Raw genomic sequence first — 21,637 nt, 5'->3', positions numbered from 1 at the left:
TAATATACTTTTCGTAATCAAAATAGATTACGTAACAATAAAAGGGTATATGAAAAAAGAGAAAAGAAAAAAGAAGACTACTCCTTGCCCTGCTCGATCTTGAGCTCGATGTGCTTCGAGGGCGTCTCGACGCTGTCCAGCGTCTCGACCATTCCGACGACTGCGCCTGCAAGGAACTCCTGTACGAACTTGTTGAGGGGGATCTTTTTCCCGTCTACGACTAGCTCTACTTTCATTATTTCACCTTATTGCATATTGGGCGCCCGGAATATAAACATCACTATTTGCACATATTTTTCCCGAACATCGGTCACCAGGCAATATAATTTCAAGCCGGCGCTTGCCTAAGAAAAGGTTATATGCTTGCCGTTAGATACTTGCTTGGTTAACCTTCGTCCGGGTTTGATCGCGTTGTTTTGGCGGAACGGTCTAGGTTTGCCGGATGGAGAGGCTAAAAACGGTGGAAGTATGAGGGGCGGATCAAGGGAGACTGGTACCGATAGGCGTGCTGTGATACAGCGGTCGGCATTATCGGCTTTCATTATCATCATACTATTGATATCGATAGTGCCGGTACAGGCAGGATATGCGCCAAATGCGCCTAATAATGGCATCTCCAATTCAAGCATTTCTACCTATATCGTCGTCTTTAACGATACGCTACAATCCAAAACAATGGCAGTGCAGAGTGCCTCAAGTCTTGTTGAATCGTATGGAGGACACGTCAAATACCGCTATAATGTAATCAATGGCATGGCCGTCACCCTGCCAGACTCAATGGCAGGGCAGTTAAAAACCATCCCTGGCGTAAAATACGTTGAAAAAGACCAGATAGTACATGTCTTGCTCGACGAGGCGGTGCCGCAGATCGGCGCGGATAGGGTCTGGGCTGAGGGGTACAATGGCACGGGCATCAAGGTCGCAGTGCTCGATACGGGCATAGATGTCACCCATCCTGACCTGAACGGCACCAAGGTCATCGCCTGGAAAGATTTCACCTTTTATAATTATTCGACGCCTTGCGATTTCCACGGACACGGCACGCATGTATCGGGCATCATCGCGGGCACGGGCAATGCCTCGGGCGGAAAATATAAGGGCGTGGCGCCGAATGCCAGCCTTATCGAGGGCAAGGTGCTCGATAACGGGGGCAGCGGCTACATATCGGATATCATAGATGGGATCAATTGGGCCGTATCCAGTGACGCGGACATCATATCCATGTCGCTGGGAAGCTCGTCTCATTCTTCATCTCTGGATGAAGCGGTGGATAACGCAATATCCGCAGGAGTTGTCGTCGTCGTCGCCGCAGGAAACTCCGGCCCGTCGAGCGGTTCCATCTCGTGCCCGGGCGACGATCCGAACGCGATCACCGTGGGCGCAGTGGACAATGATGACATTATCGCCTCGTTCAGTTCCAGAGGCCCATCCTTCGGTAACGTGAAGCCCGAAATATCTAACGTTGGCGTAGGTGTCATATCCGCACGCTCGAAGGATGCGAGCATAGGCTCGCCTCTACAGGATAATAACTACTATATGTCGATGAGCGGAACGTCGATGGCCACGCCGATGACCTCGGGCGTCGTCGCTCTTATGCTCGATAAGGACCCCTCGCTGACGCCGGCGCAGGTCAAGTCCATTCTCGAGCGGTCGGCGAAGCACATGGGCAGCGCAGTCCCCAACAACGTTTATGGGTATGGCCGCGTGCAGGCCATGTACGCTGTCTTTAATATCACGTATAACGGCACTTTCAACCTGAACCGGACGTCGTATGGCTTTCCCGAGGGCGCTGGAAATGTGACCATCGGCGTGTCCCGCCTGGACGATGGCGAGGGCGCTGCGACAATCGATTACAATCTGAGCGAGAGCACTGCCCTGGCCGGTAGGGACTTCCTTGCGAATAACGGTACGCTCGCGTTTAGCCCCGGCGAGCTTTTCAAAACGTTCAACGTCACGCTCATTGACGACCAGGTTTATGATGGCAATAAAGTAATTAATTTGACGCTGTCCAATCCTGGAGGGAACTCGTCTATAGGCGCTAACGCTACGGCGGCTATTACTATCCTTGAAGATGATCCGCAGCCTGTGCTCCAGTTTAGCGACGCCTCTTACGTAGTATCCGAGAACGTCGGCTGCGTTACCGTTACTGTAGCAAGAAGCGCTAACCTGCATGGCCCGGTATCGGTGGCTTATACCACCTCGGATGGCACGGCTAAGGCCGGGGTCAATTATACTGCCTCCAGTGGCACTCTCGATTTCGGCGACGGCGAGTCCATGAAGAATTTCCGGGTCCCCATCATCAATAATAGCTACAACGGCACCGCTAAGACGGTCAACCTGGCGCTGAGCTTGCCGACGAACTATTCCGTGCTTGGCGCCAATCGTAATGCTGTTATCACGATAAATGATGACGACCCGGTGCCTGTCATCCAGTTTAACGTAACCTCATACACCGTATGGGAGAATGAGAGCCGTGCGACCATTACTGTCATCAGGTCGGTCGTAACGACGGGCGCCGTGTCCGTGACCTATAACATTACGGACGGAACGGCGTATTCCGGACTGAACTATACCGCAACCAATGGAACGCTCGACTTCGGTGACGGCCAGACGTTGAAAACATTCGATGTCATGGTCATCGATAATGATATTAAAAGCGCAAATAAGACCATTAACCTGAAATTGAATAGCACGACGAACGGCTCCATGCTAGGCACAAATAAGACGGCCACGCTCACAATACTAGAGGATGAACAGGCATCGACCTTTACATATAACCTGACGAAAGGCTGGAATTTGATATCCGTGCCCCTATATTTAGAAAACGATAGCGTGGAAGCGTTCTTCCCTGCTGCCGTAAGGGCTAACCTGACCGATATGTGGTATTACAATAACCGTACCTGGGTCTATTACTCGGGCACACAGGGATATAGCCAAAAATACGCTCACCTTACCAATGTGACGCCCGGCCAGGGCTATTGGGTAAAGCTATCGAATAACTCGACATTCACTATAAACGGCTTAAACAAGGTCAAAGGCGTTTCCTCGGTGAGTAGCGGATGGAGCATGATCGGCATCGAAGGCCTCGGGTCGCTGAATGCAATCAAGGTCTATTCAGGTAATAAGGATATGTGGTACTACAATAATGGGCAGTGGTATTATTACAGCGATACTTTGGGATATAGTCCGAAGTATCTCCATCTGGATAGTCTTGACCCTGGAAAAGGTTACTGGGTACACTATTAAAGGGGAGGGCTGATATGAAAAATAAGAATTGGAAATATGCTATAGTCTTGATCACTCTGGCACTATTTTTAGGGATGACGGTAACAATAGTGGTAGCACAGGAACTTCCACCGACACCTCCGAGTGATGCCCACAGTGGTGGCAATAGCGGTAGTAGTGGTAGTAGCGGCAGCAGCGGCGGCAGCTACAACCCCCCCGTGTTCGCATCTTACACCGACCCATTAAAATCCAGCGACGGCACCATCATCGGCCACCTTGATGCCAAAAATTTCAACAGCGTGCTCGTATGGGCCGAAAAGAACGACACTGTGGGCAACTCGACCTGCGTCCTGACGGTCGAGGGCGAGCTGGGCTCGATGCCTCCCGATAATTGCTGGCTGGACATCAACTTCTTAAGCGCCGATTCGGCCGCCGTGCCTCCAGGAATGGAGAGCGGCCTGGCGCTCGGGGTGATGAACATCACGAAGAGCCCGAGCGACTGGGGATACAAAAGCAACCCGACGTACACTCTTAAAATTACCTCGTCCGACACGAGCGTCAACCCGGACCACACGTATTATTTGGTCAGGAGCTCCGGCCCCGATTACCAGCTCCTGAAGCTCAGCATGAGCGTATCGGGCAACGAGACGACCGTCAAGTTCATCCCTCCGGGCGATGCGGGCACCTTCACGGTGATCAGGGCCCCGATGGCCACGCCCACGCCCACCCCCACGCCGACCCCTGAGCCCACGGCAACGCCGACACCCATCCCGGAGAACAACATGTGGAGCTTCCCCATATTCATCGCCATGTTCGCGGTCGGGGCTATCGCCGGCGCAGCGGTGCTGTACATATTCAACATACGCCGGTAATGGAATGGGCCTACGCCCCTCCATCGCTTTAATTTCCACACGATAGGCGTCAATCAAAAACAGTAAACAGAAGGTTTATTTTTATCGAATCCATTTAATCCTGTTATGCCACTCAAGTCCGGCTTTCGCGCCTTAACGAGCATCGACGGCGCGCTCAGCACTTTCTTAAGCTCATTTCAGCCCCTCGCGAGAGTAGAGACCGTGCCCCTGGAGGCCTCGGGCGAGCGGGTGCTCGCATCCGACATCCGGGCGCCGAGGGACGTCCCGCACTACGACAGGAGCGCCATGGACGGGTATGCCGTTGCGGCCTCGGACACGTTCGGGAGCAGCAAGGACGCCGGGGCCATCCTGAAGCTCACGACGAAGGATGCCATCGAGAGCGGCGAATGTAAGCAGGTGCACACGGGCAGCCCCATACCGGACGGGGCGGACGCCGTGCTCATGCTCGAGTACGTGGAAACGATGGGCGACAGCATCGAGGCGCTGGCCCAGGTATCCCCCGGCCAGAACATAGGGCGCAGGGGCGAGGACGTCAGGAAGGGCGACGTCGTATTCCACGAGGGCAGGCAGCTCAAGCCGTCTGACGTTGGCCTGCTGGCCTCCATGGGCTTTACCGAAGTATCGGTCTACGCGAGGCCCCGGGTGCTCATCATACCCACGGGCGAGGAGATCGTACCCAGGGGCGAGGAGCCTGGCCCGGGGCAGATGAACGAGAGCAACGGCGTGATGAATTACCTTTACGTAAAGCGATTCGGCGGCATCCCCGCGGTGCATGGGATCGTGTCCGATAAAAAAGACCTGCTCGCCGCCGCCTTGCGGGAGGGCGCCGGCTACGACCTCATCGTGACCACGGGCGGAAGCTCCGTGGGAAAGAGGGACCTCATCGCCGAAGTCCTCGAGAAAGCGGGGGAAGTGCTTATACACGGCGTCGCCATCAAGCCGGGAAAGCCGGTAGCGCTGGGCCTGGTGCAGCACGATGGTAAAAAGACGCCCATCGTATGTCTTCCGGGCTATCCGGCGGCATGCGCCGTGGACTCCATGGTCTTCGTGGACCCGACGGTTAAAAGGCTTGGCCACATGCCCCTGGCGGCATACCGGACGCAGAGAGCCACGCTCACAAGAAAGATCTTCTCGGAGCCAGGGTACCGCTCATACACGAGGGTATCCATCGAGGGCGATAAAGCAACGCCCATGCGCACGAAGGGCTCAGGCATATTAAGCTCAATATCCCACGCCGACGGCTACGTGATCACGCCCGAGGACACCGAGGGCCACGAGGCCGGAGAGGAAGTGGAGGTGACGTTCCTTGAGTAGGAAGGAGTTCAGGACTTTAGTCTCGTTAGAGGACGCCAGGAAGGCGCTGGAGCCTTTCTACCGGCGTTCCGTAGAGAGCGTGCCGCTGGGCGAATGCTACGACCGCACGCTGGCGGAGGACGTGTACTCGAAGGTGGACGTGCCCGGGTTCGACCGGGCCTCGATGGACGGCTACGCCGTCAAGGCCGCCGATACCTGGGGGGCGGACGAGGAAGCCCCGAAGGCGCTCAGGCTCGCCGGGATGATTCATGCCGGGGATAAGCCGGCAATTGCCGTGAAAGAGGGCACGGCCGTCGAGGTCGCCACCGGGGCGGTCATGCCCGCCGGGGCGAACGCCGTCGTGATGGTCGAGAACACCGACCTGCACGACGACATGGTCAACGTGCGGAAGCCCGTCACGCCCGGGGAGAACGTCATGCACACCGGGGCCGACGTCATGATGGGCGAGCTGGTGCTCCGGGAGGGGACGACCCTGACGTCCCGTGAGGTCAGCGTCCTGGCCGCCGTGGGCCTGGACCGTGTCAGGGTCTACAAAAAGCCAGTCGTCGCCATCATGTCCACGGGCAACGAGCTGGCCCCTCCGGGCACGAGGCTCGAGCCGGGGCAGATATACGACGTCAACGCCTACGCCGTGGGCGCCGGGGTAAGCGAGAACGGCGGCGTGCCCCTGTACTTGGGGATCGTGCGTGATACTCCCGAAGCGTTCCGGGACTCCGTGCTCGCGGCCATAAAGAAGGCGGACGTGGTCATCACGTCCGGCAGCACGTCGGCCGGCGCCTCCGACATGATGTTCTCCACCGTGGGCTCGGTCGGGAGGGTCCTGGTGCACGGCATAAAGATAAAGCCGGGCAAGCCCACCATCATCGGGGAAGCCGAAGGCAAGCCATTCATAGGCCTTCCGGGCTACCCGTCGTCCGCGCTCACCATCTTCAACGAGGTCGTGGCGCCCATGATCCGCCATATCAGCGGGCGCAGGGGCCGGGCCATTAAGGAAGTGCCCGCCCGGATGGCGCTGCGGGTCTCCGCCGAAGGCGGGAGGGAAGTGCTCCTGCCCGTTGGCCTCCTTAAAGCGCCCGAAGGCATGTCCGCCTACCCCGTAGAGAAGGGCTCGGGCGCCGTGTCGGCGCTCCTGGACGCGGACGGATACGTGGAAATCGGCGAGGACGTGCACGTCCTCGAGGAGGGCGAGCCGGTCAAAGTGCGCCTGCTCTCCGACGAGATCGCCTTCCCGGACCTGTTAATTATCGGCAGCCACTGCCTGGGCATCGACGTCATCGCCCGCATGATGGCCGCCCGGGGCTTTACCATCCGCTCCATCAACACGGGCTCCGCCGGCGGGCTCAGGGCCATCCGCAAGGGCATCGCCGACGTCGCCGGCATTCACCTCCTGGACGAGTCGGGCACGTACAACGAGTCCTTCGTCCGTGACCTTCCGGACGCTGTCCTCGTAAAAGGCTACATCCGGGAGCAGGGCCTCATCGTGGCGAAGGGCAACCCCATGAGCATAAAAGGCATCGCCGACCTGCCCGGAAAGCGGTTCATCAACCGCACGAAAGGCTCGGGCACCAGGACGCTGCTCGACCTGGAGCTGAAAAAGCTGGCCGCGGAAAGGCATACCACGCTCAAGGCGCTGGCCGGCACGATACCTGGCTACGATATAGAGGCGAAGACGCACAGCGCCGTGGCCTCGGCCATCCTCACCGGAAAGGCCGACGTGGGCCTGGGCATAAAGACCGTGGCGGACCAGAACGGCTTAGGGTTCATACCGCTCCGGGACGAGGAGTACGACTTCGCAGTACAGAAGGCCCGAATGGACAAGCCCGCAATCAAGGCTTTCCTGGACGTGCTGGGCTCCAGAGAATTTAAAAAGGATATCGAGGGGCTTGGCTACCGGCCGCGGCCGTGAGATGTAGCCTCCATTTTCTAATACATTTATAATTACAATAAACACCTGTGAAAAATTTTTTGATATTTTGTGTGCGCACAATTAAAAATTTCCTCGAAAATAAAAATAAATCTTCGACAAAAGGTGGAATATTTCTGCATTTTCAGGCCTATCCGAGTAGTATTTTTCGAAAAACAAGCGATTATACAATATATTTTCTCTCCTTATGCGAAGAGTTTATAACCCCAAATTTCTATAGTACAGTTAATTAGCAAAGCTACCTATTGAATGGCTATCACAGGGGGCTCGATTAATGGTAGATATAAAGATACCGATAAATAAAACAAGTTCAATAAATAAAATCGATTCTAATAGTAAACAATCTGTAAATTTTGCTGCAAAGTTTCCAGCAATAGTAGCGGTACTACTCATGTCAGGAATAATCCCTATTATGGCATTATTCTTGATAGCGGTTGTACCTGCGAGCGCTTTGGTTGATACCTCGGGAATGGATGTCGTTTATTCAGACTCATTCGATAACGAGGCCAACTGGAATAAAGGTGGCGGATGGCAATTTATAACCAACGGGTCCACGCCTAATCTCTGGGGCACCGGGAATATCGCATATATTAATGCCGGTGATGGGAAATATAATAAGCCTCAGACGTTGAAGACGGTCAGCAATATTGATCTATCGGAGTACAAAACGGTTCTTCTCCAATTCAATACTGACGTCTCATGCGTCAAGCGCGTTAACCAGAGGTCGTATGTCATTGTCACTAACGAGACGGGCTACTCGTACTACGTCTGGTCTAAATGCAAATCGAGCTATGACGGTATCGTCCAAATCGATATTTCAAAGCTGGTCGCCGGAAATAAGAGCATCAGCCTGACCTTCCAGTACCAGAGCAACAAGAAGAACAGTAACTGCTGGTGGGAAGTCGACGACGTCATGGTCTTCGGTAATAAGTCAGACGTTGCACCATGGAGCACTTTATATTTAGACGCGAGCTCGTATACCGTTGACGAAAACGCCGGCACGTTAACCTTTAACATACTCCGCGGCGGGGATACTACCGGCACCGTCGGCGTGAACTATACGACAGATAACAGCACCGCCCAGCCCGGAGTGAACTATGGTATTCTCGGAGACCCTGACGAGTACACTCGCACGGTCAGCTTCGCGCCGGGCGTCACGTCCCAGCCGGTCACCATACCGATCCTGGCCGATGGCGTGGTCACGCCGGACCTGACGTTCAACGTCTCGCTTGACACTCCCACGGGTAACGCGGCCCTGGCGGACCCCAACATCGCCAAGGTCACAATCCAGGATATGGACACCTATACCACGCTCGCGGTCCTGCAATTCGACTCTGCCACCTATTCGGTAGCCGAGGATGGAGGCCACGTGACGCTGAACGTGACCCGTACCGTGAATATAAATGGTACGGTGACGGTATCTTATTCGACAGCTAATGGGACGGCCCTAGCTGGCGTGAACTTCGGCACCGCGGGCGATGGAAGCGATGTGACCGATACGCTGACCTTTAACAGCGGCGATACGACAAAGCAGATCACGATTCCCATACTACCGGACGGGGTATATACGCCGGACCTATCGTTCACGGTCGAGTTAAGCGGTAATTCAAGTAACTCGAATCTGGAGGCTCCGAGCACTGCCACGGTTACAATAACCAACGTAGATCCATACGTGATCAATTTGGAGCAGGGCTGGAACCTGATATCGTTCCCGGTCGTGAACACGACTCTCAAGGCGAGCGATCTAGCAGGGACTGGAGTATACATCGTAGCCTCTTATAATAAGGACACCGGGGATTACGATGCCTATAATACCGTAAGCAGTCCGTCGGAGTACGACATAACGATGAGCACCGACATCGGCTACTTCGTATATTGTACGGCTGAAACTTCGATATCCGTCTACGGCCCAAGCCCATCGGACAGGAGCATTTCGATCAATCCGGGCTGGAATCTGATAGGCTGGAGCTCTTTCACGAGCTCGACCGCCAAGGCCGTATGCGCCCAGCCATCGCTCACGGGAGTGCAAATAATCGCAAAATATAACTTGACAACGGGCGATTATGATGCTTTCGCCGAAGGCTCAAGCCCGGACGAGTACGACTTTACAGTGCACGACGGAGCAGGATACTTCCTATACACGACATCCGCTGCACCGCAGATGTTATACTATGAGGTGATTTAAAATGAAAAAAGGATTGTTATTAACTCTAGCAACGGTGTTGTCGACGTTAATCATGTGTATATGCTTGTTAACGCCGGCGGTTTCAGCCCAGGGAGTGCCCCTGTTCATTTCGGGGCATGTTAAGGTGAACGGAGTCCTGACGCAAGGCGTTACTGTAACAGCCGGCGGTTCGACGAAGACTACCGATAGTAACGGCTACTATCAGATCGCTCCATCTGTCGCAAATGGTTCAAGCGTTACTGTAACAGCAACTTACGACGGCCATTCTGCATCGCATACAGTTACACAAAATATGCAGGGTGCTGAAACAGTTGATCTGGAGATAACGTACTCGACTTCTACGCCGACTCCAAGTGCTACTGCCACGGCTACTGCCACGGCTACGGCAACGCCAACGGCAACACCGACCGCCAACCCCAACAACGGCGGATCCGGCGGTAGCGGCGGCAGCTGGACTTATCCGGGGACACCGACGCCTACGCCCGTTCCCTCGCCCAGCGCTACAGCGGCAGCATCGGTAACGGCCTCGATCACCCCGACGCCTACGGTAGAGCCCACGCCCACGCCGACTCCTGAGCCCACGGCCGCTCCGTCCTCGGACATATCGTCCTGGTGGTGGCTCATACTATTGCTCATCATCGTGGCGATCGTGGCGGGATACTGGTACTTCACCAGGCAGCAATAAAACTGGGGGTAATTACCCCCTACTTTTTATTATTTACAACCAGCAACGGGCAGATTTTTTTAGAAACTGATTTTTAAAATCCGATAATATAGCTATTTTAATCAAGCCATTTAGATTGGTATCAGAATCAATATCATAGGATTAGAACGTATGCCATTCATAATAAATGTAATAAATTTCGTATTTTCCAGTTTTCAGGAATAAATTTTTCTTTTTTAAGATATCTTTATATAGACAAACTGTAATTTTCCTATTATTTAGGGTCTATACGTAATCTCGCGTATACAAATGAGGGGGCAGAAATACGACGGGAAATAAATCTAATATAAAAGATAGTGGGACGGGCAGCGAAAAGCCGCGACGTCCATGGGATCGCCTGCAGAGTAACATATTCAAGGTACCATTAACCCTTTTCATCATGCTCATTCTCGTCATAGCGACAGCCCCCTCCATTTCCACGATCGTACAGCGGTCAGGCCAGGCCGAAGCCATGTCCCCGCAGGCCGGGCCTGGAGTCATTTTTTACGAGCCCTTCAATAGCGATACACTACCCTCAGGATGGTCGAGCGGCGACGGGTCCTGGATAGTGAATGGCTCCGGCAACCAGTGTGGCTCGGGCAGCTATGCGTTCGTGAGTACGCACACCATTAACACGGCCCCTCCCCAGCCGTTCAATGCCCCGCTCGAGTCCCCCACGATCGACCTGTCGGGCGTGAAGACGGCGGTGCTCGAGTTCAACACCGATCTTAAGTATGACGTGAAGGTCGGCGACCTGATGGCCAAGGTCATCGTCGAGACCGGCTGCGGAAAACACGTCGTCTGGTGCTATAACAAAGAAAGTTATAACGGGAAGGTCTCGATCGACATCTCGGACATCGTGGCGGGCAGGGATGACGTCAGGCTGACCTTCATGTTCCGCGCACCGCCAGTCAAGTCGTCCCCGTACGAATCCTGGTGGCAGCTGGACGACGTGACCATCCGGACGAAGGACGTGGGTAAGCTTCGGTTCACGTCCGCGACCTACTCGGTCGACGAGGATAAAGGCCCTGCTATTGTCACGGTGGAGCGCGGCGATGGGAGCTACGGTACATTGAGCGTTTCCTATGGCACGAAAGATGGAACAGCGGTCGCCGGCCGGAACTATGAGCGTACAAGCGGCACCCTCACTTTCGGCGACGGTGAAACGAGTAAAACGATCACCATCGGGATCTTGGATGACGGCCTCAACTCCATCCATAAGGACTTTACGATCTCTCTTACCAACCCCTCCGTATGTGGCTCCCTCGGCAGCCCGAGCACCGCCACAGTCACGGTCATCAACACGGACCCCGTGCCCGTCGTCCAGTTCAGCGCGGCCTCTTACACGGCCGGCGAGAGCGATGGTAATGCGACTATCACCGTGTCCAAGGTAAACGATGCGGACGGGCCCATTTCGGTATTCTATACCACAAGCGATGGTACCGCTGTGCAGGGGCTGGACTATCTTCCTGCGAGCGGTACATTGGTATTCGGTCAGGGTGAGTTCAGCAAGACATTCAAGGTGCCCCTCGTCGATAACGGCCTCTATGAACCTGACGAGACGGTCAGCCTGGCCTTGAGCGACCCGAAGGGCGGCGCGAGCATCGGCGCCCGGGGCACCTCGGTGCTGACAATCAAGGACGATGACCCCGCGACAGCAATTCAGTTCAGCTCCTCAGCGTACTCAGTCGATGAGGACGGCGGCAATGCCACGATCACGGTCACCCGGACCAACGACGCAGCGAGCCCCGTCAGTGTAAATTATGCGACCCGCGACGGCACGGCCAGTGCCGGCAGCGATTATATTGCGGCCATTGGCGCCCTCACCTTCAGCCCCGGCGAGTTCACTAAGAGCTTTAAGGTGCCAATCCTTGAAGATAGCCTGTATGAGCCCGACGAGACGGTGAACCTCACATTGAGCGCCCCCACTGGCGGCGCAATTATTGGCACACCGGGTAGCGCCGTGCTCACGATAAACGATAACGATCCCGCACCTGTCGTCTACTTCAGCTCCTCCACGTATGGCGTGGACGAGGACGGCGGCGTTGTGGCCATCACCGTGTCCAGGGCAAACGATGCGGAAGGCCAGGTATCGGTCGATTATGCCACGAGCGATGGTACTGCCACGCAGGGGAAAGATTACACGGCCGCCAGCGGCACGCTGACCTTCAGCAAAGGCGAGTTCAGTAAGAGCTTTGAAGTGCGTATCCTCGACGACGGCCTCTATGAGCCCGACGAGACGGTCAACCTGGCCTTGAGTAATGCGGCCGGCGGCGCGGGCATCGGCACCCCGGGCAGCGCAGTGCTGACGATCCGCGATGACCGCGGCAACGACCTAGCGCCCGTTATCCAGTTCAGCATGAGCGAGTATTTCGTGAGCGAGGATGGCCATATCGCGACAATCACGGCGACCAGGGTCAACGATGCCCAGAACCCCATTACCGTAAGCTATACGACAAAGCCGGGCACCGCCATCCCCGATGAGGACTACTTCGAGACGAGCGGCACCTTGACATTTAGCCAGGGCGAGATGAGTAAAACCTTCGATGTGACTATCCTCAACGATGCCGATGCCGAGCCGACCGAGTCCGTCGACCTTGAGTTGAGCGCTCCGACGGGCGGGGCAGTGCTCGGAGAGCAAAAGACCGCCGTGTTGAATATATTAGATAATGACCAGAATGACCAACAATCATTTACTATCCAATTAAAGAAGGGATGGAACCTCATATCATTCCCGCTCGTAAATGATTCTGTTTGGGCGAGCCAGTTTACTGGTACTGCAATATCAACAGTATTATCATATGATCGTGTCAGCGGCAATTTTACCTCATATCTCGTTGGGATTAGTCCCCCGTCGTACGATATAAATCTGAGGACAGATAGCGGATATTTCCTATACTGTGAAGAGGACACTTTTATTGTAATCTATGGTTCCTTACCGGACCATCGGTCCATTGATATATTTCCAGGCTGGAATCTGATCGGCTGGAGTAGTTTAAGTACGTCTAATGCGAAAACCGTATGTGGTAAGATGGATGGCAGTCAGACTATTGATCATTATATAAACCCAGTCGATAACTACGAAAGCTATATAGAAGGAATAAGTCCAGATGAATATAGTTTCGATATGATACCCGGAGAGGGGTACTTCATTTATTCGGAATCTGAAAACATAGTAAAATATACATTCTAAGGTTGCGGGAGAATATGGGATTCGGGCAGTTGAAGAGTCTAATAATAATAGTAGCCATCGGGTTAATTACATTCAGCCAAATACCCCTTTACGCTTTATCTGAAGGCACTAACCCGGGCTGTACCATTTACGGGTATGTATATATTAACGATAATAGCAACCCTGTCGGTAGCGCTACGTTAAATTGTGATGGCCAACAGGCTACGAGTGCTGGGTCAGGGTTTTATCAGTTTAAATATACCATACAGGTAGGAAAACAGGTAACAATTGTTGCCCAATACAATGGACACGAGGTCAGGGACACGTTCACGGTTCCCAATATGGATAAGTTTCAAAGAAACATTATAATCACCATCGAAACGCCGACGACGACTCCTACCCCTTCAAACGAACCATCTACATCACCTCAGCCGACTGCACATCCCACGGCACGTGCGCCCAGCGATGTCGACGACTGGATATTAGGCCCCGGCCTGTGGTCAACTCCCACGCCAACGCCCGTACCGACAGCCACGCCGACATCCATCATCACGGCGACACCAACGGTATTGCCTACACCTACGCCGACCCCCGAGCCGACGGCGGCCGCCCAGACCACGGACCTGTCGTCCTGGTGGTGGCTCATCCTGTTGCTCATCACCGTGGCGTTAGTGGCGGGATACTGGTACTTCACGAAACAAAAATAACTCCCCGGGGGCACCCGCCCTCGGCCTCTTCTTTAAATAATTTCGACATCGCCTATGACGTTACCAGTTTCCGCCAGGAAGAAGCCCCATTTCCCGTCCTGGTTTTTCATCAGCGTGCCCATGTATTTTTCTCCCGGGACCAGCCGGCCGATCAGTATCCAACCGGTATCCATGGCGTCAACGTACACCCACCCTGCATCGGTCGTGTTGAACGCGTTGATCATGTGATTTGTGCCTGATTCAGGGCCGCTCGTGAACATTATCGATGCCATATATGCCTTAATGCCCCGGGATTCCGCGCGGTCGTTCAGCAGGACCGCAAAGTTCACGCAAACGAACTTTCCGGGGACAAGATCATGCTGCCTGTACGTGTCGTCCGTGGCCAGGAAAGCTATAAGCTCTTCAGTCGTCGGGTCTTGTGCGCCTGCAAATTCCGTACAGTACGCCTGAGTGCCGTTCGGGTACGGGAAGACGATGCCGTTCTTCGCCAGTAGTACCTGGGTGGTCGCACCTGATATTGCCGACGGCGCCGGCCCGAACGCGTTGAGGATCTCATCCTCCGTATACCATATTTTATTATTATCGAGGGGTATCCTTTCAGTCGACGTCGTGAGTACTGGCATGGAAAAGAGTGTCGAGGCCGTGGATGGGCTAAAGGATATTGAGGCCGGTTTGTCGCTCGAATTATTAGCAGCGATGGAAACGCTGAGCTGCAATATGACTAAAAATGCGGCTAATAAGATTACGACCAGAAATATGATGACCATAGGGCTGATAAGCTTATTTCTATAATTATTGTCCATTTAATTTTTTATAAATGATATTTGTATATAATAGTTGCCATAATAATGCCTGGTTAATAATAGCTTATGGTCCTATAATCTACAACATTTTATAGGCATCACCATAAGGGCTATATATCAAAAATGCCCTCTGAGCCTCCAATTTAGGGAAAATACCATGGTAGGGGAGCCACAACAAAAACACGTATCCATCGAGGACCTCTGCACGAGCTGCCACCCGGACCGGTGCTGTACGCGCTTCCTCTGGGTCTCAACGGAGGACGTCGAACGATGGAAGGCAGAGGGGCGGCAGGATATCCTGGCGCACATCAAGGCCAGGGTCGTGGAAGGCAGGCAGGTACACGAGGTCACATCGCCAGGCAGGTCCTGTTACTTTTTAAAGGACGGCTGGTGCTCCATACACGAGACCAAGCCCATCGTATGCCGTAATTTTTTATGCCTTAAAGCGCTCGAGCTGAAAGCGATAAATAACTGGTAGGGATATTTACCATAATTTCCTAACTAACGTTATTTTGATTTATGCTCGGCATACCAACAATAGCCATATCACAGTAAATCATAAATTATAATTTATGAACAATAAACAAATATAGTGAGCTAAAGCGAATATTTTTGACTATTTTTAGAGATATCTTTGAGTGTAAAATATTTTTTTAATAAACATTATATAATTTATAACAGTTTTGACAAACCCTTTTACAATAAGCGATAACTATTTAAAAATATATCTTCTAACTTGGTATTGTAGACATTGCCGTGTAATCCCATACATAGCATGTCTAATAACAATAAGGGGGCATTATAATATATGGCAAATAAAAAGCTAGCCACCATCTTCATAGTTGTACTAATTACTGTAATGATCAGCATGGCGCTTATCTCCTACGCCAGACCCGTAGCGGATATCGACATCGCGACTCAAACCGATATTAACCTGAACGTAAAGGTCGGTCTCTCCAGCGGCGGGTGGGCGCCAGGCGCCACCGTGACGCTGGTATACCCGGACGGCACGACCTTTACCGGAACGACTAACAACGGCGGAGAGTGTCACTTCTCCAACGTCCCGGCGGGGCCGTGCACTGTAACGGCGAGCCTGAACGGGGCGACGGCCAGCGCGTCGATCACGCTGACGACCGGTAACAATTACCTGGATCTGACATTGCCCGTGAATCCGTCTGTAACGCCTACTGCGACGCCTACTGCGACGCCTACGGCAACTCCGACGGCTACACCTACGGCAACTCCGACGGCTACACCTACGGCAACTCCGACGGCTACACCTACGGCAACTCCGACGGCTACACCTACGGCAACTCCGACGGCTACACCTACTGCGACGCCCACAGCAACGCCAACTGCCACTCCGACGGCTACACCTACTGCGACGCCCACAGCAACGCCAACTGCCACTCCGACGGCTACACCTACGGCAACCCCAACAGCCACGCCTACGGCTACTCCAACACCCACGGTCACGCCCGAACCGACATGGAACCCGACCCCGACTCCTAGCCCTGTTGAACAGGCCGGACCTTCGTCAGTAACGATAGCTCTCCCGCCGCAAAGCGATATGAGCTATATCTACGAAAATAATATACTCAGCTGGATCGTCACCGGGCCGATCAGCAACCCGACGATAACGGCCTACAACCTATTCGTCTGGGGCGCCGGGATATTCTCATAGAAAAAATGAGTTGATGCCGGCTTCAGGCCGGCATTTTATCCTTTTTACGAACATTAACATGGCTACCGCCACTGGCGATGATGGGTAAAATAACTACCAAGCATACGCCATAGAAAAAATATTTAGGTTAGTAATACAATCTTTGCCAGGCATAGAGATGGAAATATGGCGATAAACTGGTTAAAAAAGGACACTATCGCATTAATGGCCCTATCACTCGTAGGGTTCACGGCTTCATTTACCGGACACCTCATATCATCCAACCTGGGCAACTACATGGGCTCATACGGCTCGAGCATGACCGTCATCGGGCTGGTCATCGGGTCCCTGGCCATCGCCGAAGTCCTCCTGAAGACCCCGTTCGGCATCCTCTCGGACCGCGTAGGCAAGCTAAAGCTCATGCTCGGAGGCCTGGCGCTCCTCGTTATCGTCTCCCTCATGTTCCCCATGTTCCAGACCCCTCTCTTATTATTCGTCATCCGGTTCATGCAGGGCATCGCCATCGCCGCGTTCTCCACCACCTCGACGGCCCTGGTGGCCGACCTTTTCACGGACCGCAAGGGCGAGGCCATGGGCACGTACAACTCGTTCAAGGGCGCAGGCTACGCCCTCGGCCCGATCCTTGGCGGCCTGGTCACCCAGTACTTCGACTTCTTCGACACGTTCCTCCTCTGCGCCATAGCGGGCGCCGTAGTGCTCGTGCTCTGCTTTGTCTCTGTCCGGGAGAGCTTCACGCCCCCGAAAAAGAAGCAGTCAGTCGGCCTCATGCTCAAGGAGAGCAACAAGCTCGACTTCTTCAGTTGTTATTTCATCGGCATGAGTGGCATGCTGGCCTTCTACTCGATCATATCCTTCCTTCCCGTGTATGGCACGCAGAACGGCATCGGCGCCGGTGTGACGGGCGCCATACTGGGCGTGCAGGCAGTCGTATACGTGCTGGCCCAGTATTACTCCGGGAAGCTCGCCGATAAGTACGGCTCACGGGTGCCCATCATGACCGGCTCGATATTGCTGGCGGCGGGCGTGCTGATGATCGCGCTGGTGCCGGATCCCCTAGTCTGGGGAGCGGCCGTGATCCTGTCAGGTCTCGGCATATCGGCCCTGTGGGTGGTATCGAACTCATACCTGGCCTACGCCGCCCCATCGGCCATTATGGGCACGGTCATGGGCCTGTCGGGCACCTTTAAGGAGGTGGGCGACGGCGGAGGCCCTATACTAATAGGCCTCCTGGGCGACTGGATCGGCCTGAAGGGCGCCTTTTTGTGCATCCTCGTATTCCTGGCCATATCCTTCCTCATGGCCCTCACGCTGGACAACATGGTGGGACAGCAGAAGAAGGAAGTCGAGCCCATCAAGGCAAAATAAAATGGGGCCCATTGGCCCCTATTATATTATTTCCACGGTGCTGACGATATTCCCCGTCTCGGTCCGGAAGAAGCCCCACTTGCCGTCCCGGCATTCCATGAGTGTGCCCCGGTACTTGTCTCCCTCCCGGAGGGGGCCTATCAGTATCCACCCGTTCTCAGTAGCGTCGACGTAGACCCATCCGGCGTCCGTGGTGTTGAACGCGTTGACCATGTGGCCGCTGCCCGAAGATGGGCCGCTCGAGAAGAACACGGATGCCATGTGGGCCTCGATGCCCCTGGCCTCGGCGCTGTCATGAAGCATCACGGCGAAGTTCACGCAGACGAATTTGCCTTCCGTCAGTGTGTGCTGCCTGTACGTGTCGTCGGTGGCCAGGAACGCGATGACCTGGTCGGTCGTGGGTCTGGCAGCGCCCATGTGATCGGTATAGTACGCCATGGTGCCGTTCGGGTACGGGTACGCCCTATCGCCGCATTTTACCGGAAAAGTCTCAGTAGCGTTCTGAGCTAATGAGGCAGGTTCCGGGCCAAACGCCCCGAGTATCTCGTCCACCGTGTACCAATTTCGGTCGCCGGCCAGAGGAGTCCTCGCAGGCGATACGGTCGGATCGGGCGTTGCCGCATATGCCACTATGCCCGAATCCGATGACGATGAAAGCGATAACATGGCCGTGTTATTATCACCAGGGCCAGTAGAAGATACGCCCATTTTTATAATAGCTGCGGCCGATATAGCGGCAATGACCGCTATGGCTAAGGCTATTTTAACAAGTTTTTTTAACTCAACCATCCCCTAATAGGGATAAGTTAAACCTGTACTTATATAAAATTTGTTCTCCTGGCGGTCATAAATTAAGGGATGTCGTGCCATATATTTGGCTGCCAAATATATGGGTATTAGCGTATATTTATTTTAGGGCTTATCCATGGAGAGCAAGATAAGCACGGGCCATCCCGACGGGCCCCGCCATGTAAACGTCGTCAAAAGGAGAGGCCGGCTTCGCTCCCATCTTCATTTTCATCGCCATGTCCCTCCGGGGGCCGGTCGCTATGACGGCCTTCGGCTCGACGGTCTCCTTCACGAACGCCCCGTGGCCGCCCTCGTCGAAGATCTCCCCGTTGGTCAGGGTACCGTCGGCCAGCTTTTTTATGTACAGCGCCAGCTTTTTATGGGTCAGGTCGGCCGTGTGGGTCTCGAATATGCCCGCTATGGTGCCATCCCCTGAAACAGAGACGGCCGTGGTGTGGCCGTTGCCTACGTCGACGGCGACCGCGGGCAGGGGCTCCGCGTAGAGGCCCCCGAATATGCCCGCCATCTTCGTGTCCATCACCAGGACGTCCTCGTATCCCTCGTCCTTCAGGCTCTGGATTACGGCGCTCACCCGGGAATATTTCGGCGTCTTTTTCGTAAAAATAAAATCCTTGAAAGTGGCTCCCTTTTTTATCTTTTTACCGAACTGCTCGAACCGGAACTGCCTGTCGCTTACTCCCCTCGGGGCCACGCCGTGGTCCTGCACGGCCACCGCAACCACGGGCCTCTCCGGTAACGGGTAGCTCATCCTTGCGAACGCGTCCTTAAAAGAAGCCATATCGATGTCCCGTAAAGTAAGCTTCAGGTACGGCTTCTTCATGTCCTCTTCTGTGCCGACCTCGATGCCCCTGGCTTTGACCTGCTCCAGGTCGTCGCGGACGGTTCGGGCAGCATCGGGGGTCATGACCACACGGTGCTTTTGCGCATGCCTCACGAGGGCGCCGCTTAAGGCTCCCCCTCCCATGGTGTAGCCATCGCAAAAGATATCCTTCCGGGCCCTGCGCACGACGGCAGCATAGAGCTGCGTGGGCGCCGGCATAACGATCTTAGCATGAAAAGTCAGTTCATCGTCCGTTAAAAGTACATCCTGAGTCCCCGAGCCCACGTCGATGGCGAAGATCAGAGGATGCTCACCTCGCCGGTATCGGTGATGTCGATCTCCATGTCGTCCTCGAGCGTCCTGTTACCGATAATGGTGCCCTTCTCTTTTTTTACGCGGGTGATCAGGTCGAGCGAATTCGACTTCACGTGGATCCCCGACTTGTCCGCCTCGGAGAACACGATCTCGGGTATCTTCATGACGTCGGTCCCCTTCTTGATGGCGATCCGGACGGGGGAGACGATGCTTTCCCATTCCTTCAGGGTCTCCCGGGAGCGATCGATGTTCTCCCTGGCCCTCTTCTCGATGAGGCTGACGTTCGCCCTGGTGGTCTTGATACGCCGGGCGATCTCGTCCTGGGTAAGGCCGGATTGCCTCAGCCTCAGCACCATGACCTGCCTCTTCGTAAGGAATGATTTATTACCCATCACGCATTGTTATGTTCTAATTACACTATATATTTTGGGTTTGTGGATCACATGGACAGCCCTCTTGTAAAAGAATACGACTCCGTTAAAGTGACCAGGATGGGGAAGGAGCCCGCGAAGGACCCCGTTATCGTGGAGACGACGATCGACCTTTTAGTGAACGGGACCCGGCTGTCCTCCATCGTCACCACGCCCGAGATGCACAAGGAGCTCGTCATGGGATACCTCGTCACGGAGGGCGCTGTGCGCTCCCGGGACGATATCCAGGGTATCGAGCAGAAGGGCAACAAAGTGGACGTGAAGATTAAGAACTTCGAGCACTTCGACCTGTGGTACGAGCTCCGCTCCTCCGGGTGCATCGGCATCAACTGGGAACACCGGGACGAGGACCTGTTCCTGCCCGTGGAGCAGAAATTTAATATCAACGTCATCCTGGACAGCCTGAAGTACCTTTACTCGGAGGTTCACGACCGCACCAGGGGCGCCCACATGGCGTGCCTGGTGGACGCTTCGGGCCGGGCAGGGCACATCGCCCTGGACGTGGGCCGGCACAACGCCATCGATAAGGTTGTCGGGGCTGCGACGCTCGCCGGGGACGACATAACGAAGATGTTCATGCTGTCCTCGGGACGGCAGCCCGCGGGGATGGTCATGAAGGCCGCCCGGGCGAGAATACCGCTCGTCGTATCGAAGGCTGCGCCCATTAGCTCGGGCATCGACGGCGCCCGCAGGGCGAACCTGACGCTGTGCTGTTTCGCCGATAAGGATAAGCTAAAGGCGTTCTCGTGCCCGGAGCGTATCATCGTTTAAACTATTTTTCAAACTCCAGTAATGCGGACCGCTCTCTGACCAAAAGCGGAATACGCTCTTTTCCCACGATGTCGACTTCGGCCGGCGTGATGTCGTACAGGCGCATGAGCGCCTCGTCCTTCCGGTGGTCGTAGTCGACGACTTTTTCGTCCACCCTGTCCAGCGCGGCCCGTGCCTTATCCTCGGCGCATCCCGGCTCGTCGCCCACGATAATAATAGCTACGTTATTCGTGCCCTCGCGGATGCCCAGCTCCAGAGCCTTCTCGATCTGGCGGCGGCCCCTGAGGTACAGCATGATCTCCATGCCCAGGTCCCGGGCCAGGTTCCTCTTCTCCCGGAACGCCTCCACGGCCTTGTCCGAGGCGAACTCGATGTGGCCCCGGCCGGCCACCAGGTCCGCGTTGACCGCCTGTACCGTGACGCCGCACTCTTTGCCGATGGCCGTCAGCTTACCAATAAAAGCCTTAACGTCTTTAATTTCCACTTTGCCGCCGACGATGATGAGACCCGTCATTACTGCCTACTTGAGGCTAAAA

The 21,637-nt window shown here is 54.7% G+C and carries 18 protein-coding genes; 12 read left to right on the top strand and 6 right to left on the bottom strand.

The genetic code is table 11. The annotated features are described in order from the left end of the window. Positions 1 to 77 precede the first annotated feature (77 nt). The gene (locus MCP_RS15895; protein ID WP_012901545.1) at positions 78 to 236 is read right to left on the bottom strand and encodes a hypothetical protein; all 159 of its coding nucleotides are present in this window, start codon (positions 234 to 236) and stop codon (positions 78 to 80) included. 232 nt (positions 237 to 468) lie between these two features. Here MCP_RS15895 and MCP_RS14225 point away from each other — a divergent pair, with 232 nt between their 5' ends. The 8 genes from MCP_RS14225 to MCP_RS15770 all read left to right on the top strand — a co-directional run bounded on the left by MCP_RS14225 (position 469) and on the right by MCP_RS15770 (position 14,102). After that, positions 469 to 3,246, top strand: a complete 2,778-nt coding sequence (locus tag MCP_RS14225; RefSeq protein ID WP_012901544.1) for a S8 family serine peptidase — start codon at positions 469 to 471, stop codon at positions 3,244 to 3,246. 14 nt (positions 3,247 to 3,260) lie between these two features. Then, the gene (locus tag MCP_RS14220) at positions 3,261 to 4,097 is read left to right on the top strand and encodes a hypothetical protein (RefSeq protein WP_012901543.1); all 837 of its coding nucleotides are present in this window, start codon (positions 3,261 to 3,263) and stop codon (positions 4,095 to 4,097) included. A gap of 105 nt (positions 4,098 to 4,202) precedes the next feature. After that, positions 4,203 to 5,411 carry a molybdopterin molybdotransferase MoeA gene (glp, locus tag MCP_RS14215; RefSeq protein WP_012901542.1) on the top strand — a complete coding sequence of 403 codons (1,209 nt, stop codon included), beginning with the start codon at positions 4,203 to 4,205 and terminating at the stop codon, positions 5,409 to 5,411. Continuing rightward, a complete protein-coding gene (locus tag MCP_RS14210) occupies positions 5,404 to 7,317 on the top strand; it encodes a molybdopterin biosynthesis protein (RefSeq protein WP_012901541.1) in 1,914 nt (637 codons plus the stop codon). The genes glp and MCP_RS14210 overlap by 8 nt, the downstream gene beginning before the upstream one ends. Before the next feature lie 487 nt (positions 7,318 to 7,804). Further along, on the top strand, positions 7,805 to 9,520 hold the full coding sequence (locus MCP_RS14205; protein WP_158301501.1) for a Calx-beta domain-containing protein: 1,716 nt from the start codon (positions 7,805 to 7,807) through the stop codon (positions 9,518 to 9,520). 292 nt (positions 9,521 to 9,812) lie between these two features. Then, on the top strand, positions 9,813 to 10,205 hold the full coding sequence (locus MCP_RS15775) for a hypothetical protein (protein WP_158301500.1): 393 nt from the start codon (positions 9,813 to 9,815) through the stop codon (positions 10,203 to 10,205). A gap of 418 nt (positions 10,206 to 10,623) precedes the next feature. After that, the gene (locus tag MCP_RS14195; RefSeq protein ID WP_012901538.1) at positions 10,624 to 13,416 is read left to right on the top strand and encodes a Calx-beta domain-containing protein; all 2,793 of its coding nucleotides are present in this window, start codon (positions 10,624 to 10,626) and stop codon (positions 13,414 to 13,416) included. A gap of 320 nt (positions 13,417 to 13,736) precedes the next feature. After that, complete coding sequence (locus MCP_RS15770) at positions 13,737 to 14,102, top strand: hypothetical protein (protein WP_158301499.1); 366 nt, start codon at positions 13,737 to 13,739, stop codon at positions 14,100 to 14,102. A gap of 32 nt (positions 14,103 to 14,134) precedes the next feature. On the opposite strand, the gene MCP_RS14185 is transcribed toward MCP_RS15770, so the two are convergent. Further along, entirely contained in the window at positions 14,135 to 14,905 is a 771-nt protein-coding gene (locus tag MCP_RS14185) for a hypothetical protein (RefSeq protein ID WP_012901536.1), read from the bottom strand. Between the two features lie 157 nt (positions 14,906 to 15,062). On the opposite strand from MCP_RS14185, the gene MCP_RS14180 reads away from it, so the two are divergent. From MCP_RS14180 to MCP_RS14170, 3 genes are all read left to right on the top strand, one after another. Next, on the top strand, positions 15,063 to 15,383 hold the full coding sequence (locus MCP_RS14180; protein WP_012901535.1) for a YkgJ family cysteine cluster protein: 321 nt from the start codon (positions 15,063 to 15,065) through the stop codon (positions 15,381 to 15,383). Between the two features lie 330 nt (positions 15,384 to 15,713). Further along, positions 15,714 to 16,589, top strand: a complete 876-nt coding sequence (locus MCP_RS14175; RefSeq protein WP_012901534.1) for a carboxypeptidase regulatory-like domain-containing protein — start codon at positions 15,714 to 15,716, stop codon at positions 16,587 to 16,589. Between the two features lie 165 nt (positions 16,590 to 16,754). Beyond that, complete coding sequence (locus MCP_RS14170; RefSeq protein WP_012901533.1) at positions 16,755 to 17,954, top strand: MFS transporter; 1,200 nt, start codon at positions 16,755 to 16,757, stop codon at positions 17,952 to 17,954. Positions 17,955 to 17,975: 21 nt separating this feature from the next. Here the strand turns inward: MCP_RS14170 and MCP_RS14165 are convergent, their stop codons facing one another. The 3 genes from MCP_RS14165 to MCP_RS14155 all read right to left on the bottom strand — a co-directional run bounded on the left by MCP_RS14165 (position 17,976) and on the right by MCP_RS14155 (position 20,291). Next, positions 17,976 to 18,620: a hypothetical protein gene (locus MCP_RS14165; protein WP_128860086.1), complete on the bottom strand. Its 645-nt coding sequence runs from the start codon at positions 18,618 to 18,620 to the stop codon at positions 17,976 to 17,978. Between the two features lie 253 nt (positions 18,621 to 18,873). Next, on the bottom strand, positions 18,874 to 19,803 hold the full coding sequence (locus tag MCP_RS14160; protein WP_128567238.1) for a DUF1786 domain-containing protein: 930 nt from the start codon (positions 19,801 to 19,803) through the stop codon (positions 18,874 to 18,876). Between the two features lie 80 nt (positions 19,804 to 19,883). Beyond that, entirely contained in the window at positions 19,884 to 20,291 is a 408-nt protein-coding gene (locus MCP_RS14155; protein WP_012901530.1) for a Tfx family DNA-binding protein, read from the bottom strand. A gap of 51 nt (positions 20,292 to 20,342) precedes the next feature. Between MCP_RS14155 and fdhD the strand changes: the two genes are divergently transcribed. After that, positions 20,343 to 21,101, top strand: coding sequence for a formate dehydrogenase accessory sulfurtransferase FdhD (fdhD, locus tag MCP_RS14150; protein WP_012901529.1), 759 nt, complete (start codon positions 20,343 to 20,345; stop codon positions 21,099 to 21,101). A 1-nt stretch (position 21,102) separates the two neighbouring features. Here fdhD and cgi121 read toward each other — a convergent pair whose 3' ends face one another. Continuing rightward, complete coding sequence (gene cgi121, locus MCP_RS14145) at positions 21,103 to 21,615, bottom strand: KEOPS complex subunit Cgi121 (protein WP_012901528.1); 513 nt, start codon at positions 21,613 to 21,615, stop codon at positions 21,103 to 21,105. Between the last annotated feature and the right edge of the window lie 22 nt (positions 21,616 to 21,637).

It is taken from the genome of Methanocella paludicola SANAE (assembly GCF_000011005.1).
Taxonomy (GTDB): Archaea; Halobacteriota; Methanocellia; order Methanocellales; family Methanocellaceae; genus Methanocella; species Methanocella paludicola.
The sequence above is the reverse complement of the archived record's forward strand: the minus strand, read 5'-3'. Positions and strand labels throughout refer to the sequence as shown.